The organism is Burkholderia sp. 3C (assembly GCF_054589155.1).
In genome coordinates this window covers 121,761-122,589 of sequence record NZ_BAAILN010000136.1, presented here as the reverse complement: position 1 = coordinate 122,589, position 829 = coordinate 121,761, and the positions used below count along the sequence as shown (strand labels likewise).

The 829-nt window shown below is 74.3% G+C and carries 1 pseudogene; it reads left to right on the top strand.

What is annotated here, in order from left to right:
• Nucleotides 1–684: pseudogene (locus tag ACYP33_RS28590) on the top strand (malto-oligosyltrehalose synthase); the annotation flags it as partial.
• Nucleotides 685–829 lie beyond the last annotated feature (145 nt).

The following is an 829-nucleotide window of genomic DNA, read 5'->3' as shown; positions in this document are numbered from 1 at the left end:
GTGCGCGAAATCCTGACGCCGCGCGGCGACGACGATTTCGCGCATGCGCTGCACGCGTTCGTGGCGCGCATCGCGCCGGCCGGGGTCGTCAATGCGCTGCTGCAAACCACGCTGCGGATCGTCTCGCCCGGCGTGCCCGATCTCTACCAGGGCACCGATGCCTGGGATTTCAGCCTCGTCGATCCCGACAACCGCCGCGACGTCGCGTTCGCCGAGCGGCGCGCCATGCCGGTGGATGGCGACCTCGCCGGCTATCTGCGCACCTGGCCCGACGCGCGCATCAAGCGCGCGCTGGTCACGCGCCTGCTCGGCCTGCGCGCGCGGCACGCCGCCACGTTCGCGAGCGGCGCATACCTGCCGCTCGCGATCGAAGGCCCGGCGCAGGCGCACGCGATCGCGCTGATGCGGCGCGATGCCGATACCGCGATCCTGGTGGTGGGCGCGCGGCTCGCGCACGGCATGCTGGCCGCCGACGGCACCGGGCCGCGCATCGATCCGCGCCATTGGGGCGACACCGCCGTGGTGCTGCCCGACGATGCCCCGCACGCCTGGCGCGACGCGCTGACCGAGCGCGCGCCGCATGCCGCGCGCGGGCAGCGGCTGCGCCTGGCCGACCTGCTCGCCACGCTGCCAGTGGCCGCGTTGGTGGGCGAGGCATCGGGCGGCGCATCGGGCAAGCCCTGAGCCGATCGGCGCACCGCGCGGCACGTCAATCGTCCGCGCGGGAAAGCAGCACAGTCGGTGCGCCGTTGACACCGATTTCTGGCCGGCCGCTAATAAGCGCTGGCGACGCGCCGGCCCGCATGCATTCGCGGCCGGCGCCGCCCTC